Raw genomic sequence first — 13,370 nt, forward strand, 5'->3', positions numbered from 1 at the left:
AAGAGACGACACGCCGTCTCTCGGCAGCATTAACGGATCATGCCGATCGATGAGCGAAGTCGATCCGTGGATCTTAACATGGAGCAAGTACTGCAATACGCGGAACGACGGCGTGCCGGATCACTCGGCCTCCGCCTTGCCCTGGCACGCCCCGCACTCCCCCTCGATCTCGACGATCCGGCTCGCCGGCTTGAAGCCGGCCTGGGCCAAAGTCCGGTCGAGGCTGCGCTCGATCTCGGCCGAGGTGGTCTCGTCGACGTTGCCGCAGCGGCGGCAGATCAGGAAGACCGCGCTCTCGCCAGCGCCGTGGCCGTGCTCGCAGGGGACGAAGGCGTTGCGGCTGGCGATGCGGTGGACGAGGCCGTGCTCGGTGAGGAAATCGAGGGCGCGGTAGACCGAGACCGCGGCGACGCGCTTGCCCGGGACGCTCAGGCGCTCGGCGATGTCGTAGGCGCCGAGCGGCCGGCCCTCCTCGGCGACCACCTCGAGGGTGCGCCGGCGCAGGGCCGTGAATTGCAGCCCGCGTGCCTGCGCCAGCCGCTCGGCCCGGGCCACGAGGTCGCCCGCCCTGGCGGGTCCGTGCGCGCAGGCGCCGTGGTCGTGAGCCCCGTGCGTGCCGGCGTTCTGCGTCCGGTCCTCGTGCGCGTGATGCCCGCAGGTTCCGTGCTCGTCCATACCCTGCTCGTCCATGCGCTCCCCTCCCGCCGCCATCCTCAGGACGATGGACTACCTCAACCCGGCGGCGGTTGACAGGTCCGGCCTGTTACAGTGTAACGCTCGGCGCTTGGGCGGCATCCGGCCGTCCTCATATGGGGTTCGCGACGGCGCCCGCCGAGGGCGTGCCCCGGATCCCGAAGCGACGAATCGCCGATGCCGCACGATCATGGCTCCGCCGAGCGGGCCGACGCCGCCGTTCCGCGCCGCCTGCCGGCGCCGTTCTCCCTGCTGCGGCAGGGGGTCGGGCCGCGTCTCGCCCTGGCGGCCCTGCCCGCCCTCGTGGTCTGGGCCCTGATCGGCTGGGCGATGGCGTGATGGAGCGTCTCACCACCTCCGCACCGGGCGGCACTCTCGCGTTTCGTGGCCTGACCCTGGGCTATGCCCGCCACCCGGCGGTCCATCACCTCGACGGCGCGATCCCACCCGGCTCGCTCACCGCGGTGGTCGGGCCGAACGGCGCGGGCAAGTCGACCCTGCTCAAGGGCATCATGGGCGAGATCCGCCCGCTCGAGGGCGAGGTCGTGCGCGCCGGCCTCGCCCGGCACGACATCGCCTACCTCCCCCAGGCCGCCGAGATCGACCGGGCCTTTCCGATCGGGGTCTTCGACCTCGTGGCGATGGGGCTGTGGCGCCGGGTCGGGCCGTGGCGCTCGCTCAAGCGCCATCGCGACGCCGTCGAGGCGGCCCTGGCGGCGGTGGGACTGACCGGCTTCGAGCGCCGGCCGATCGGCACCCTGTCGGGCGGCCAGCTGCGCCGGGCGCTCTTCGCCCGGGTCCTGCTCCAGGATGCCCGGGTGATCCTGCTCGACGAGCCCTTCGCGGCGATCGACGCCCGCACCACCGACGAATTGCTCGCCCTGGTCCATGGCTGGCACGGCGAGGGCCGGACCGTCGTGGCGGTGCTGCACGACCTCGACCAGGTCGCCCGCCACTTCCCCGAGACCCTGCTCCTCGCCCGCGAGGCGGTGGCCTGGGGCGCCACCGCCGGGGTGCTGACGCCGGACAACCTGCGCCGCGCCCGCCGGCTCTGCGAGGCCTGGGACGAGGAGGCGCCGGTCTGCCGGGTGCCCCCGGCCCGGCCCGGCCCGGACGCCCACCCCCAATCCCACGACCACGGATCTCCCGATCCCGCGCCGCACGACCACGGGTCGCACGGCCGCCACAGCCATGGGCACGCCGCGTGATCGATCTCCTGACGGCGCCCTTCGTCGAGTTCGCCTTCATGCGCCGGGCGCTCGCCGGCTGCGTCGCCCTGTCGGTGGGCGCCGCCCCGGTCGGCGTCTTCCTCACCCTGCGGCGCATGAGCCTGATGAGCGAGGCGATGAGCCACGCCATCCTGCCGGGGGCCGCGATCGGCTTCCTGTGGGCCGGGCTGTCGCTGCCGGCGATGACGCTCGGCGGCCTCGTCGCCGGCCTCGCGGTGGCGATGCTCTCGGGCTTCGTCGCCCGCTCGACGGTCTTGCGGGAGGATGCGAGCCTGGCGGCGTTCTACCTGATCTCGCTCGCCGGCGGCGTGCTGCTGATCTCGGCCCGAGGCTCGTCGATCGACCTCCTCCACATCCTGTTCGGCACGGTGCTGGCGCTCGACGACGACGCGCTGGTGCTGCTCGGCGGCATCGCGACCGTGACGCTCGCGGGCCTCGCCGTCGCCTACCGGCCGCTGGTGATGGAATGCGTCGATCCGCTCTTCCTGCGCTCGGTCGGCCGGGCGAGCGGGCCGGTGCACTACGCCTTCCTGGCGCTCGTGGTGCTCAACCTCGTCGGGGGCTTCGCGGCGCTCGGCACGCTGCTCGCGGTCGGGCTGATGCTGCTGCCGGCGATCACCGCCCGGTTCTGGGCCCTCGACCTCAGCGGCCTGCTGCCGGCCTCGGTGATCCTGGCGCTGATGGCGAGCGTCGCGGGGCTGCTCGTCTCCTACTATGCCAGCCTGCCGACCGGCCCGGCGATCGTGCTGGCGGCGGGCGCGCTCTATCTCGCCTCGATGCTGCTCGGGCCCCGCGGCGGCCTGGTCTGGCGCCTGATGCCGGCCCGCCACCTCGAGGCGTGAGGGCCGTTATCCGGAGGCCCGTGGCGGTTGCGGCGGCTCGCCCCGGTGGGCCGCCCGCCGGCAGGCATCCGAGCAGTAGCGCACCTCGTCCCAGACCCGTTCCCACTTCTTGCGCCAGGCGAAGGGCCGGCCGCATTGGGCACAGATCTTCTGCGGCAGGTCGCCCTTGCGGCGCATCTTCGGCATCGGCTCAGCGCCCGGTCTTGTCGGCGTCGGCCAGCGGGATCGCGCTCCAGCGGGTGACCTGCACGTAGCCGTCCCGGGCCGCCACCAGGATCTGGCGGCGGTAGCTGTGCACCACCGTGCCGGGGACGTGGCGGTGGGCCTCGCTCCAGCCCTGGGCCTCCTGGACGAAGACCCGGCCGTCGTTGATCCGCGCCAGGGTCTCGATGGCACCGAAGGCCCGGACCCGGCGCAGGATCGCCTCGACCGGCTGACGGAAGTCGAGGGTGCGGTCGAGGTCGCTCACCCGCGGCCAGTAGGCGCCGTCCCCCTGCGGCTCGGCCTTGCGCCACAGGGCGGGCAGGTCGCGGGCGATCGGGCCGCGGGCGAGCCGCGCCGCCGCCATCTGGCAGCGGGCGAGCAGGGTCTCGTGGGTCTCGGCGCGCGACAGCGGGAAGAGATCCTGGGCCAGGATGTCGCCGGTGTCGAACCCGTCCTCGGCGAGCACGTGGGCGGTAACACCCCAGCTCTCGTAGGAATCGAGGATGGCGCGGAACAGCGGGTAGGGCCCGCGCCCGTCCGGCAGCGGCGAAGGGTGGACGTTGAGGGCGTAGCGCACCCGGCCCGGCCAGCCGGTGATCAGCCAGGGGTAGCCTGCCACCACCAGGGCCCAATCGCGGCCGTGCTCGGCCGACAGCGCCTCGATGTCCGACGCCCGCAGGCGCGAGAGCTGCATCGGCACCCGGTGGCGCCGCGCCAGGGCCACCACCGCGTCGTTCTGGTCGTAGATCCCGTCGCAGGGCCGGGTGAACAGCTTGATCGGCTGCCAGCCCGCCGCGACCAGGCCCTCGAACACCCCGCCGAGGAAATCGATGCCCGCGAAGGCGAATTTCACGTCACGGCTCCCTTCTCCACAGGCCGGCACCCGCCGCCGGTCCCCTGCGTCAGTTCGGCCCGGCCCGGCGCCCCCAGAACGCCCTAGCTAGCGTTATGGGCAGGCGGAAGGGAGCCGCAATGGCGCGCGAGACGATTCACGGTGCGGCCCGCCGCCGCCGATCCCCCTTGCGCCACCTCCGCCTCGTCCTCGGCGACCAGCTCCACCCGCGGCTCGCCACCCTCACCGACCTCGATCCCGAGGCCGACACGGTGCTGATGGTCGAGGTCGCCGAGGAGGCGACCTACGTGCGCCACCACAAGCAGAAGCTGGTGCTGGTCTTCTCGGCCATGCGCCATTTCGCGGCCGAGCTGCGCGAGCGCGGCGTCCGGGTCGATTACGTGGAGCTGGAAGACCCGGGCAATACCGGCTCGTTCACCGGCGAGGTTGCCCGCGCCGTCGCCCGGCACGCACCCGACCGGATCGTCGTGACCGAGGCCGGCGAATGGCGGGTCGAGGCGATGATGCGCGACTGGGAGGAGGCGTTCGGCCTGCCCGTCGAGATCCGGGACGATACCCGCTTCCTGTGTCCGCGTCCGGTCTTCGCCCGCTGGGCGGAGGGGCGCGAGGCCCTGCGGATGGAGACCTTCTACCGCGCCATGCGCAAGCGCACCGGCTTTCTGATGGAGGGGCGCGATCCGGTCGGCGGCCAGTGGAACTTCGACCACGACAACCGCCGTCGCCTGCCCGCCGGCCACGTCGTGCCGGAGCGCCGCCGCTTCGCGCCCGATGCCGTCACCCGGGCGGTGATGGCTCTCGTCGCGCGCCGCTTCCCCGACCATTTCGGCGACCTCGACGGCTTCGCCTGGCCGGTGACCCGGGCCGAGGCGCTGGCGGCCCTGCGGCACTTCCTCGACGATTGCCTGCCCGGGTTCGGCGACTACCAGGACGCGATGCGCGCGGGCACGCCGTTCCTGTATCACGGGCTGATCGCGCCCGCGCTCAATCTCGGCCTCCTCGACGCCGAGGAGGTCTGCCGCGCGGCCGAGGAGCGCTGGCGCGAGGGGGCGGCGCCTCTCAACGCGGTCGAGGGCTTCATCCGCCAGATCCTGGGCTGGCGCGAATACGTGCGCGGGCTCTACTGGGCCCGGATGCCGGACTATCCCGACACCAACGCCCTCGAGGCCACCCGCGACCTGCCGTGGTTCTACTGGTCGGGCGAGACCGCCATGGCCTGCCTCGCCGAATGCGTGCGCGACACCAAGGCCCATGCCCACGCCCACCACATCCAGCGGCTGATGGTGCTCGGCAATTTCGCGCTGCTCGCCGGTCTCGCCCCCGCCCAGGTCGAGGAATGGTTCCTGGTGGTCTATGCCGACGCCTACGAGTGGGTGGAACTTCCCAACGTCCACGGCATGGCGCTCTGGGCCGATGGCGGGCTCCTCGGCTCCAAGCCCTATGCCGCCTCGGGCGCCTATATCGACCGGATGTCGGATTACTGCCGGACCTGCGCCTACGACGTGAAGGCGAAGAGCGGCGAGACGGCCTGCCCGTTCAACTACCTGTACTGGAACTTCCTGATCACCCACGAGGAGCGCCTGAGCCGCAACCCGCGCCTCGCCATGCCCTACCGGACGCTTGCCAAGATGGCGCCGGCGCGCCGCGCCGAGGTGCTGGCGGATTCGGCCCGCTTCCTCGACAATCTGAACGCCTCAGAGGGGGAGCCAGGCGGCGAGCGTGCCGTAGGCGCCCGGGCGCCGGATCTGTTCCTCGTAGACCCAGCCGGCTGAGACCCGCAGGCGCAGATCGGCGGAGATCGCGGCCGGGAGCGCGACGTCGGTCGCGTGCAGGCCGAGGCTCCATTTCCGGTAGCCCGTGAGGTCGGCATAGAGCGCGGCCTCCGGCCCGAGATAGGCCGCGCCGAGGCCCATCCCCTGTAATCCCGGCATCCGCATTCCCCAGGACACCCGGCCCCAGACGCTGCCGCGGGCGGTGCCGGCGATGAGCGTGGCGGTGACGAGGGTCGCCTCGCTCGGCCGCGCCCATAGCTCCGCCTGGACCCTGGCCCCGAGCCGCGGCGCGGGCAGCCGCTTCGTGCCGGGGCTGTCCAGCACCTCGAAGGCGAGTTCCGGCCCGGCGAACAGCGCGACGACGCCCCACCCGTGCATCCACTGCCACCCGGCCACGGCACCGGCCTGGACGGTGTGACGCTGCGTCCGGGGCGGGCGCAGGCCCGCCGCGGCGCGCGGATCGCCCCACCAGTCGCGCTCGGTCCGCATCCCGTAGCCGACGGCCGCCAGGGCGACGAAGCCGCTTTGGTCCATCCCGCCGGGCGCGACCTTGGCACCGGCGCTGACGAAGGTGGACCGTCCGGCATCGAGACTGCCGAACAGCACCGTCCGCACCTCGTTCCGGCCGTCGGCGTGGAGGTCTTCGGCGCGGAGGTCGTCGGAGCAGCCGAGACAGGCGGCTGTCCAGATCAGAGCATGGCGAGCCGAAGGGAGAGGCACGTCGGCCGGATCCGTCATTGCGTGAATGGAAATATCTTTTCCATAGAACGCAACGTCAACCGGCGCGATCCGGCACTGCACAGTCGATGTCGGGCTCCATCCCTCTCTCGATTGTGTCGGATACATCCCCGCGGAAGGTGGGGCGCCCGACCGGCCACGAGGGACTCACGCACCCCGAAGCCGTCCGGTACCGTTCTCGACGGGACAAATTGTCAGCACTCGGCCAGATCGGCTGCCAGTACTTGAGATAACAAGGGTTTAGCGCCTCGTCCTGCTTGATCGTAACGATCGGTTAACCGCATCATCGCACCCTTGGTCGGCAAAGCGCTTCGCACCCCGAGAAGGATCTTCACCATACGAGGAGGTTCCATGGTCTCGAAGGAGTTCAGGCAGCAGATCGAGGGTTACGGCCTGACCACGGCCCACATCCTGTACCGCATCCCCGATCACCCCGGCGTCCTCCAGACCTTCGTCTGGCAGGAATACGACGTCGCCCCGCGCTTCCCGGTCCTCACCGGGTTCCTCGAATTCTGGAAGCGCGAGCTGGACGGACCGCTTCACTCGGTCCGGGTCGCGCATTCCCGGCTGATCAAGCCGGCGGAGTTCCGCGCCGTGAACGGCGTGCTGACCCTGCATTGAGCCGGGGAAGGGCCGAAGATTTTTTTCGGCCTCTGCCCTACGATTGCCTGCTTGGCCGTGTGTGAGACCGCAACAGCCGCGCCCGGACGGGCGCGGCGCTCACGTCGGTGAATCATGCACAGGCGCCTCCTCTCCGCCGCCGGCCCGCTTCGACGGCGGTTCGCGCCCCTTGCCGCCGGTCCGGCCCATCCGGACCGGAATGCGGCGTCGCACGCCCGCGGGTTGGCCCGCGCGGCGGAGTGGGCTAGAGGGGGCCGCGCGACCCCGGCCCGGGGCGCCGCGCCTGCGCCGGCGAGCGTCGCCTCCTCGTTCGAGGGGGCCGCGATCCCGCCCGGGAGCGCCTCCCCGGCACCGGACGACCAGAGCCCCGTGACGCAATCCGCCCGCACCTCCGAGATCCTGACGGTCCTCGCCGCCCAGGACACCGAGCGGCTGACCGTCGGCGAGATCGTGGCGGTCCTGCGCGACCGGGCCTTCGCGCTCCTCGTCGTGCTGCTCGGCCTGCCCAACTGCCTGCCGATGCCGCCGCCGATCCCGCTGATCTGCGGCCTTCTCCTCGCCCTCGTGGCGGCGCAGATCGCCGCCGGCATGTCGGCGCCCTGGCTGCCCCGCGCGCTGCTCGGCCGTTCGATCGCCCGCTCCGACCTGCAGCGGGCGGTCTCCCGCGCCGTGCCGCTGCTGCGCCGGCTCGAGCGCTGGTCGCGGCCGCGCCTGCGGGTGTTCGAGAACGACATCGGCATGCGCACCATGGGGCTTTTGCTCCTGGTGCTGTCCCTGGTGCTGATCGTCGCCGCCCCCCTGGTCGGCCAGATCCCGCTCGGGCTGGCGGTCACGCTGGTCGGCCTCGGCCTCGTCGAGCGCGACGGCATCGTGGTGGCGGCCGGCCTCGGCGTCGGAGTGCTCGGCGTGCTGCTCAACCTCGGCTTCGTCTACGCCGTCTTCACCGCGGTGGTGGGCCTGCTGAACCTCGGGGTCGCCGCGGGGGCGTGAGCCTCCGTCGCGAACGAGGGAAGAACGGTCCGGGACGGGGCGCTGCCGGGACCACGGTCCCGCCGCGGGCGTCGGCCTGGGATGGGATCGGCCGATTCCGGTCGAACGGCACCTCACATGCTGACGGACGCGGATGTCCCTCTCGATCAACCTCCCGCTGATCCTCGCGGCGGCCTTCGTGTCGAGTGCGAGCCCGGGTCCGGCAACGCTGGCGATCGCCGATACCGCCATGCAGGCCGGGCGCCGGACCGGCCTCGCCCTCGCCGCCGGGGTCGTGACCGGTTCGCTGGCCTGGTCGATCGCGGCGGCTCTCGGCCTCGCCGCCATCATGGCGTCGAGCGCCTGGACGCTCGAGGTGCTGCGCTATTGCGGCGGCGCCTACCTGCTGTACCTCGCCTACAGGTCGAAGCGTAGCGCCGTTCGGGGCACGACCGATCCGGAGCGGATGGCCGTCGAGGCTTCCCCCTCCCGGGCCTACGCCAAGGGGCTCGCCCTGCACCTCACCAACCCGAAGGCGATCCTGTTCTTCGGCTCGCTCTACACGCTCGGCCTGTCGCCGCAGGCCTCGCCCGCCGAGTTGGCCCTGGTGATCGTCGCCGTCGGCCTGCAGAGCACCGCGATCTTCGCCGGCTACGCCCTGCTGTTCTCGCACGGCCGGATCGCGCAGGCCTACCGGCGGTTGCGGCGCTGGTTCGAGGGCGCCTTCGCCCTGCTCTTCGCCGGGGCCGGCCTGCGGGTGCTGACGACGCGACTGCCGACCTGACCGGTCAGGACAGGTTCGCGAGCGCGGCCGGCGTATCGACGTCGATCAGGATTCCGGCCTCGTCCACCGGCAGTTCCAGAACATCGTCGCGCCGCGCCAGCAGCGGGCCGGCACCGCGGTCCCCGGTGAGGGCGGCGAGGCCGGGGTCGAGGAGACGGCGGTTGAGCAGCACCGGGTTGCCGCGCTGCCTGTCCCGCACCGGCACCACCGCGGCCGGGGCATCCGGCGCCGAGTGAAAACCCTCGGTGAGCCGCCGTAACAGGCCGGGGCCGATGCGCGGCATGTCGCCGAGGAGCACCAAAGCCGCCGCGACCTCGCCCGGCAGGGCATCGAGCCCGGCGCGCAGCGAGGTCGACAGGCCGTCCGCGTAGGCCGGATTCTCGACGAGCGTCAGCGGCAGGCCGGCCAGCGCCTCGCGCACCGCCTCGCCGGCATGGCCGAGCACCACGATCACGGGTCCGAGATCCGCCGCCACGGCGGCTTCCGCCGCATGGCGCACCAGCGGCTTGCCGTCGAGGAGGCTCAGGAGCTTCGGGCTCGCGCCGAAGCGGGTGCCGCGCCCGGCGGCGAGCAGCACCGTGCCGACCGGGTCACGCATCGTCGGCGCTCTCCCCGCCGTCCCGCGGCTGGGGCCGCGACACGATCTCCATCAGGAGCCCGCCGACCCCGAACCCGACGATGTCGTCGCGGGTGACGGGAAGCCCCGCCAGCAGCCGTTGCAGCACCCAGTCGAAGCCGTTCTCCTTCGGCGAGCGGGCGCAGCCCGGCGCCCCGATCACCGGCACGGGGGTCGCCGTGCCGGGGCCCAGCCGGCCGAGCAGCAGCAGGTTGCCGGGATCGACCGGCATGCCGAGATGGTCGACCACGCCGCCGGCCGCCTCGATTCCGGCCGGGATCACGTCGCGCCGGTCGGCGATGGCCGAGGCACCGAACACCACCGCCAGTTCCGCGCCGTCCCGCTCGATCGCGTCCCGCAGGGCCTGCGCCACCGCGGCGGATTCGTGCGCCACCCGGGCCTCGGCGACGATGCGCGCGCCGGCCGGGCTCAGGCGCGCGTCGAGGGTGCGCAGGGTCTTGTCGACGACGCTCGCCTTGAGGCCCGGCAACAGGGTCGAGATCGCCGCGACGCGGGTCAGGCGGTAGGGCGCGACCCGGATCGCCGGGGCGGCCACGGCGAGCGCCCGGTCGAGGACCGCGCCCGGCACCGCGTAGGGGATGATCTTGACGGTCGCCACCATCTCGCCGGGCACCACCGGCTTGAATGCCGCGAGGGTCGCGAGGGTCACCGCCTCGTCGATCCGGTTCACGGCGCCGATCGCCGCCTCGTCGAGGCAGAGCAAGCCCGCTCGCGCGGCGTGAAGGTTGGCCCGGCCGGTGAAGGGCGGCTCGACGCCGACGCCCGGTCCCGCGACGGCCGCAGCGAGCCGTTGCGCCGCCTCGTCCTCGCCGACGTCACCCGGTTCGAGGGTCACCGCCACCACCTCGGCGATGCCGGAGGCTGCGAGGCGGGCGGCGTCCTCGGCACCGATCGCCCGGCCCTTCTTCACCACGGCGTCGCCGGCCCGCACCGAATGGGCGGCGATCAGCCCGGCGGCCTCTCCGATCGGGACCGGGCCGAACCTCATGCGGGGGCTCGCCGCCGGTCCTGCCGCAGGCTCGCGATCACCTGGGCCAGCACCGAGACGGCGATCTCGGCCGGGCTGACGGCACCGATGTCGAGGCCGATCGGCGCGGCGATGCGGCCGATCTGCCCGCTCGTCAGACCCGCCGCTTCCAGGCGCTCGACGCGCCGCCCGTGGGTCTTCCGCGAGCCCAGCGCCCCGACATAGAAGCACTCGGCCCGGAGCGCCGCGATCAGCGCCGGGTCGTCGATCTTCGGGTCGTGGGTCAGGGCCGCCACCGCGGTGTAGCGGTCGAGGGGCGGCAGCTGCGCCAGGGCATCGTCGGGCCAGAGGGCCAGCAGCGGCACGTCGGGGAAGCGCTCCGGCGTCGCGAAGGCGGTGCGCGGGTCGATGATGGTGACGTCGAGATCGGTCGCCTGCGCCATCGGCGCCAGCGCCTGGCTGATATGGACGGCGCCGATCACCACGAGCCGCGGCGGCGGCACCTGCACGGTGAGGAACAGCGAACGGCCGTCGGCCTCGACGATTCCGCTCTTGCCCGACCGGAACCGGGCGGCGAGTTCGGCGGCCAGCGGATCGCCCTCGGCGTCGGCCTCGCGCACCAGGCGCTGCGTGCCGTCGGCGGTGTCGGTGACCAGGATGACGGCGCGGCGGGCGGCGCGCTCCCGGTTCATCTCCCGCAGGATGTCGAGCCTCACGCGACCGCCTCGACCAGCACGCGGATGCGCCCGCCGCAGGACAGGCCGACCCGCCAGGCCGTCTCGTCGGCGACGCCGAATTCCAGCACCCGGGGTTTGCCGTCCTCGATCACGTCGGCGGCCTCGGCGATGACCGCGCCCTCGACGCAGCCGCCCGAGACCGAGCCGAGGAAGTTGCCCTCCTGGTCGATGATCAGATGCGAGCCGACCGGACGCGGGGCCGAGCCCCAGGTCTCGATCACGGTGGCAAGCGCCACGCCGCGGCCGGCGTCGCGCCAAGCCTCGGCGGTGGCGAGAATGTCGGTATCGGTCGACAGCATCGGACAAACGTCTCCAGGGCCGTTAGCCCCTCACAGGAGGTAGGATCTAGCCGGCCTCGCGCAACCACGCCTTCGGCTCGCGGCCGCGCGGCTGATGCGCGCCGAGCGCGCGGCAGAGATCCGCCATCGCCGACAGGCTGTGGATCGGCCGGAAATCGTCGACATGGGGCAGCATCGCCCGGATGCCGCTGGCCCGGGCGGAAAAGCCCTCGAAGCGCAGCAGCGGGTTGAGCCAGACCAGCCGCCGGCACGAGCGGCGCAGCCGGTCCATCTCGTGGGTCAGGTCCGGCGTCACCTCGCGTTCGAGCCCGTCGGTGAACAGCAGCACCACCGCGCCGCCGCCGAGCACCCGGCGCGACCAGTGCCGGTTGAACAGGTGCAGCGCCTCGGCGATGCGGGTGCCGCCCTCCCAATCCTGCGCCCGGGCGCTGGCGCGGGACAAGGCCTCGTCGGGGTCGCGCCGGGTGAGTTCCCGGGTGATGTTGGTGAGCCGCGTCGCGAAGACGAAGCTGTGCACCTTCCGCTGCTCGCTCATCGCGTGCAGGAAGTGCAGGAACAGGCGCGAATACTCCGCCATCGAGCCGGAGATGTCGCAGAGCGCCACGATCGGCGGCGGCCGCTCCCGCGGCGCCCGGAAGGCGAGGTCGATGGCGCCGCCGGCCCTCACCGTGCGCTGGAAGCTGCGGCGCGGATCGATGCGCCCGCGCGCCCGCGCCTCGAACCGCCGTGTCCGGGTGGTGTCGTCGGGGAGCCGCAAGCTCGCGATGAGGCGGCGGGCCTGGGCCACCTCTTCCGCGCTCATCTGGGCGAAATCCTTGGCCTTGAGCACCTCGGCCTGCGACACCGACAGGGTCACGGTGGTCAGGTCTTCCTCCGTGACCTTGGGCTTGGGCCGCTCGGTCTTCGGCGACAGAGCCTCCTGCACCCGCAAGGCCCCGGCATTCGGGGGTTTCGGCGGCGCCTTGTCGGGGGCGACCGGCGACATCTGGGCGATCATCTTCTCGATGAGGTCGCGCCGGCGCCAAAAGAGCCGGAAGGCCTCGGCGAACAGGGCCGAATGCTCGCGCCGGCGCACCAGCACGGCGTGCAGCGTCCAGTAGAAGTCTTCGCGGCTGCCGATGGCGGCAGCCTCGACCGCCGCGACGGCGTCGATCACGTCGCCGGGCCCGACCGGCACGCCGGCGGCGCGGAGCGCCCGGGCGAAGTAGGCGATGTTGTCCGGGAGCCGGCCGGAGCCGGCGGGGCTCTCGCTCATCCGGCGGAGGACCGGACCTCGTCGAGGAGCGCCTTCGCCCGCCCGCCCTGCATCGCCTGGATGTCGTCCTGGTACTTCAGCAGCACGCCGAGCGTGTCGATGACGAGCGTCGGGTCGAGGGCGATCGCGTCGAGCTCGACCAGCGCCGTGGCCCAATCCAGGGTCTCGGCGACGCCCGGCGCCTTGAACAGGTCCTCCTTGCGAATCGCCTGCACGAAGGCGACGACCTGGCGCGACAGGGCCTCGGGCGCCTGCGGCAGGCGGCTGCGCAGGATCTGCAGTTCGCGCTCCGCGTCCGGGTAATCGACCCAGTGGTAGAGGCAGCGGCGCTTCAACGCGTCGTGGATCTCGCGGGTGCGGTTCGAGGTCAGGATCACCAGCGGCGGCTCGGGCGCGCGGATCGTGCCGAGTTCGGGGATCGTCACCTGGAAGTCGGACAGGACTTCGAGCAGGAAGGCCTCGAACGCCTCGTCGGTGCGATCCAGCTCGTCGATCAGCAGCACCGGCGCCCCGCCCGCCCCGGGCTCCAGGGCCTGGAGCAGCGGCCGGCGGATCAGGTAGCGCTCGGAAAACAGTTCGGATTCGAGCCGCTCGCGGTCGACGGCGCCGCCGGCCTCGGCGAGGCGAATCGCCATCATCTGGCCGGCATAATTCCACTCGTAGACGGCGGCGGCGACGTCGAGCCCTTCGTAGCATTGCAGCCGAATCAGCGACCGGCCGAGGGATTTGGCCAGCACCTTGGCGATCTCGGTCTTGCCGACCCCGGCCTCGCC

General features: G+C 72.6%; 17 protein-coding genes. 7 read left to right on the forward strand and 10 right to left on the reverse strand.

Translation table 11 applies throughout. The features are described 5' to 3' along the window. Positions 1–120 precede the first annotated feature (120 nt). Positions 121–675, reverse strand: a complete 555-nt coding sequence (locus QR78_RS01640; protein WP_048425738.1) for a Fur family transcriptional regulator — start codon at positions 673–675, stop codon at positions 121–123. Between the two features lie 195 nt (positions 676–870). On the opposite strand from QR78_RS01640, the gene QR78_RS34790 reads away from it, so the two are divergent. Genes QR78_RS34790 through QR78_RS01650 form a run of 3 tightly spaced genes read left to right on the forward strand, consistent with a single transcriptional unit; the run spans position 871 to position 2,764 of the window. Then, on the forward strand, positions 871–1,032 hold the full coding sequence (locus QR78_RS34790) for a hypothetical protein (RefSeq protein WP_158004005.1): 162 nt from the start codon (positions 871–873) through the stop codon (positions 1,030–1,032). Beyond that, complete coding sequence (gene aztA, locus QR78_RS01645; RefSeq protein ID WP_048425739.1) at positions 1,032–1,901, forward strand: zinc ABC transporter ATP-binding protein AztA; 870 nt, start codon at positions 1,032–1,034, stop codon at positions 1,899–1,901. The genes QR78_RS34790 and aztA overlap by 1 nt, the downstream gene beginning before the upstream one ends. Before the next feature lie 38 nt (positions 1,902–1,939). After that, entirely contained in the window at positions 1,940–2,764 is an 825-nt protein-coding gene (locus QR78_RS01650) for a metal ABC transporter permease (RefSeq protein ID WP_167349664.1), read from the forward strand. 6 nt (positions 2,765–2,770) lie between these two features. On the opposite strand, the gene QR78_RS01655 is transcribed toward QR78_RS01650, so the two are convergent. Both QR78_RS01655 and QR78_RS01660 read right to left on the reverse strand, forming a co-directional pair. Continuing rightward, a complete protein-coding gene (locus QR78_RS01655) occupies positions 2,771–2,950 on the reverse strand; it encodes a DUF2256 domain-containing protein (RefSeq protein WP_048425741.1) in 180 nt (59 codons plus the stop codon). Positions 2,951–2,954: 4 nt separating this feature from the next. After that, positions 2,955–3,821, reverse strand: coding sequence for a methionyl-tRNA formyltransferase (locus QR78_RS01660; RefSeq protein ID WP_048425742.1), 867 nt, complete (start codon positions 3,819–3,821; stop codon positions 2,955–2,957). 119 nt (positions 3,822–3,940) lie between these two features. Here QR78_RS01660 and QR78_RS01665 point away from each other — a divergent pair, with 119 nt between their 5' ends. Next, a complete protein-coding gene (locus QR78_RS01665; RefSeq protein WP_179945833.1) occupies positions 3,941–5,590 on the forward strand; it encodes a cryptochrome/photolyase family protein in 1,650 nt (549 codons plus the stop codon). Here QR78_RS01665 and bcsS read toward each other — a convergent pair. Beyond that, a complete protein-coding gene (gene bcsS, locus QR78_RS01670) occupies positions 5,513–6,196 on the reverse strand; it encodes a cellulose biosynthesis protein BcsS (RefSeq protein WP_244276451.1) in 684 nt (227 codons plus the stop codon). The genes QR78_RS01665 and bcsS overlap by 78 nt on opposite strands. 483 nt (positions 6,197–6,679) lie before the next feature. Between bcsS and QR78_RS01675 the strand changes: the two genes are divergently transcribed. The 3 genes from QR78_RS01675 to QR78_RS01685 all read left to right on the forward strand — a co-directional run bounded on the left by QR78_RS01675 (position 6,680) and on the right by QR78_RS01685 (position 8,702). After that, positions 6,680–6,949, forward strand: coding sequence for an usg protein (locus QR78_RS01675; RefSeq protein WP_048425743.1), 270 nt, complete (start codon positions 6,680–6,682; stop codon positions 6,947–6,949). Positions 6,950–7,318: 369 nt separating this feature from the next. After that, positions 7,319–7,939 carry an exopolysaccharide biosynthesis protein gene (locus QR78_RS01680; protein WP_048425744.1) on the forward strand — a complete coding sequence of 207 codons (621 nt, stop codon included), beginning with the start codon at positions 7,319–7,321 and terminating at the stop codon, positions 7,937–7,939. A 133-nt stretch (positions 7,940–8,072) separates the two neighbouring features. Then, positions 8,073–8,702 carry a LysE family translocator gene (locus tag QR78_RS01685; protein ID WP_048425745.1) on the forward strand — a complete coding sequence of 210 codons (630 nt, stop codon included), beginning with the start codon at positions 8,073–8,075 and terminating at the stop codon, positions 8,700–8,702. Between the two features lie 4 nt (positions 8,703–8,706). Here QR78_RS01685 and QR78_RS01690 read toward each other — a convergent pair whose 3' ends face one another. The 6 genes from QR78_RS01690 to QR78_RS01715 all read right to left on the reverse strand — a co-directional run. Next, a complete protein-coding gene (locus tag QR78_RS01690; protein ID WP_048425746.1) occupies positions 8,707–9,300 on the reverse strand; it encodes a nucleotidyltransferase family protein in 594 nt (197 codons plus the stop codon). Next, positions 9,293–10,327, reverse strand: a complete 1,035-nt coding sequence (locus QR78_RS01695) for a molybdopterin-binding protein (protein WP_048425747.1) — start codon at positions 10,325–10,327, stop codon at positions 9,293–9,295. The genes QR78_RS01690 and QR78_RS01695 overlap by 8 nt, the downstream gene beginning before the upstream one ends. Further along, a complete protein-coding gene (locus QR78_RS01700; RefSeq protein ID WP_048425748.1) occupies positions 10,324–11,022 on the reverse strand; it encodes an XdhC family protein in 699 nt (232 codons plus the stop codon). Before QR78_RS01700 ends, QR78_RS01695 begins: the two co-directional genes overlap by 4 nt. After that, complete coding sequence (locus QR78_RS01705; RefSeq protein ID WP_048425749.1) at positions 11,019–11,342, reverse strand: XdhC family protein; 324 nt, start codon at positions 11,340–11,342, stop codon at positions 11,019–11,021. The genes QR78_RS01700 and QR78_RS01705 overlap by 4 nt, the downstream gene beginning before the upstream one ends. 46 nt (positions 11,343–11,388) lie before the next feature. Further along, positions 11,389–12,597 (reverse strand): vWA domain-containing protein, encoded by a 1,209-nt coding sequence (locus QR78_RS01710; RefSeq protein WP_048425750.1) that lies wholly within the window; start codon positions 12,595–12,597, stop codon positions 11,389–11,391. Beyond that, a partial coding sequence (locus QR78_RS01715; protein ID WP_048425751.1) for an AAA family ATPase occupies positions 12,594–13,370 on the reverse strand: 777 nt, incomplete at its 5' end. The genes QR78_RS01710 and QR78_RS01715, both read right to left, overlap by 4 nt.

This window comes from Methylobacterium indicum, from assembly GCF_001043895.1.
GTDB classification, from domain to species: Bacteria; Pseudomonadota; Alphaproteobacteria; order Rhizobiales; family Beijerinckiaceae; genus Methylobacterium; species Methylobacterium indicum.

Coding starts and splice junctions, on each gene's coding strand:
- QR78_RS01675 (WP_048425743.1), top strand. CDS start 6,680: ATGGTCTCGAAGGAGTTCAGGCAGCAGATCGAGGGTTACGGCCTGACC.
- QR78_RS01695 (WP_048425747.1), bottom strand. CDS start 10,327: ATGAGGTTCGGCCCGGTCCCGATCGGAGAGGCCGCCGGGCTGATCGCC.
- QR78_RS01665 (WP_179945833.1), top strand. CDS start 3,941: ATGGCGCGCGAGACGATTCACGGTGCGGCCCGCCGCCGCCGATCCCCC.
- QR78_RS01650 (WP_167349664.1), top strand. CDS start 1,940: ATGCGCCGGGCGCTCGCCGGCTGCGTCGCCCTGTCGGTGGGCGCCGCC.
- QR78_RS01690 (WP_048425746.1), bottom strand. CDS start 9,300: ATGCGTGACCCGGTCGGCACGGTGCTGCTCGCCGCCGGGCGCGGCACC.
- QR78_RS34790 (WP_158004005.1), top strand. CDS start 871: ATGCCGCACGATCATGGCTCCGCCGAGCGGGCCGACGCCGCCGTTCCG.
- QR78_RS01710 (WP_048425750.1), bottom strand. CDS start 12,597: ATGAGCGAGAGCCCCGCCGGCTCCGGCCGGCTCCCGGACAACATCGCC.
- QR78_RS01705 (WP_048425749.1), bottom strand. CDS start 11,342: ATGCTGTCGACCGATACCGACATTCTCGCCACCGCCGAGGCTTGGCGC.
- aztA (WP_048425739.1), top strand. CDS start 1,032: ATGGAGCGTCTCACCACCTCCGCACCGGGCGGCACTCTCGCGTTTCGT.
- QR78_RS01640 (WP_048425738.1), bottom strand. CDS start 675: ATGGACGAGCACGGAACCTGCGGGCATCACGCGCACGAGGACCGGACG.
- QR78_RS01655 (WP_048425741.1), bottom strand. CDS start 2,950: ATGCCGAAGATGCGCCGCAAGGGCGACCTGCCGCAGAAGATCTGTGCC.
- QR78_RS01685 (WP_048425745.1), top strand. CDS start 8,073: ATGTCCCTCTCGATCAACCTCCCGCTGATCCTCGCGGCGGCCTTCGTG.